The sequence below is a fragment of the Thermoanaerobaculum aquaticum genome, assembly GCF_000687145.1.
GTDB lineage: Bacteria > Acidobacteriota > Thermoanaerobaculia > Thermoanaerobaculales > Thermoanaerobaculaceae > Thermoanaerobaculum > Thermoanaerobaculum aquaticum.
Genome location: NZ_JMFG01000055.1, coordinates 1 through 978, shown reverse-complemented (window position 1 = coordinate 978; position 978 = coordinate 1). Strand labels below are relative to the sequence as shown.

The window sequence follows — 978 nt, the reverse complement described above, 5'->3', positions numbered from 1 at the left end:
CTTACGCCACCAACCTTCCACCGCTTTTAGCTTTGGCCTTCTCCGAAGACCTACCGGACATCACCGGCAACGCCATTTTCACCGCCGAAGCCCATGCCAAAGCCCGCATCATCGCGAAAAAAGACGGGGTCCTGGCCGGTGTTCCCGCCGCCGGTTTTGCCTTTCGCTTTCTCGACCCCCGCTGTCAAGTGGCCATCCGCCTGGGGGATGGCAGCGCGGTGACGGCAGGGCAAACGGTGCTGGAGGTTTGGGGACCGGCCCGCGCTTTGCTGGCCGCCGAGCGTACAGCTTTGAACTTCTTGATGCGCCTTTCCGGCGTGGCCACCCTCACCCGCCAGTTCGTCTCGCAGCTGGAAGGCACCGGCTGCCGGCTACTGGACACCCGCAAGACCACGCCGGGTTTCCGACGGCTGGAAAAGCACGCCGTGCGCTGTGGAGGGGGTACCAACCACCGCATGGGGCTTTTTGACGCCGCCATGATCAAGGACACCCACATTGCCGCCTGCGGTTCCATCACCCAAGCGGTGGCGCGGGTGCGGGAAGTCTGGGGGGAAAAGGTGCCGCTCATCGTGGAGTGCGCCAGCCTGGAGCAGGTGGACGAGGCCTTAGCGTGCCACGTTCCCCATTTGCTTTTGGACAACATGGACCTCCCCACCTTGCGGCAAGCCGTGGCAAAGGCCAAAGGCAAAGCCGTCCTTGAGGCTTCGGGAGGGGTGCACCTGGAAAACGTGCGGGCTGTGGCGCTCACCGGCGTGGACTTCGTGTCGGTGGGGGCCATCACCCATTCTGCCCCCGCTTTGGACTGCTCCATGGAGGTGGTGGCATGAAGCTTGAGGATCGCCACCACACCCAGGTGCTGGTGCTGGGCAGCGGCGTGGCCGGTCTGGCGGCAGCGCTTGCGGCTGCCGAGCAGGGCGCCCAGGTGGTGGTGCTCTCCCGGGCTGCCGATCCTTCCCAAACCAACACCGCCCGCGCCCA

2 protein-coding genes are annotated in these 978 nt (G+C 65.3%); both read left to right on the top strand.

What is annotated here, in order from left to right; genetic code table 11:
* Window positions 1-827 (top strand): carboxylating nicotinate-nucleotide diphosphorylase (gene nadC, locus EG19_RS11965; RefSeq protein WP_081800168.1); only part of this gene is annotated, 827 nt, incomplete at its 5' end.
* Window positions 824-978 (top strand): FAD-dependent oxidoreductase (locus EG19_RS14505; RefSeq protein WP_152544068.1); only part of this gene is annotated, 155 nt, incomplete at its 3' end. The genes nadC and EG19_RS14505, both read left to right, overlap by 4 nt.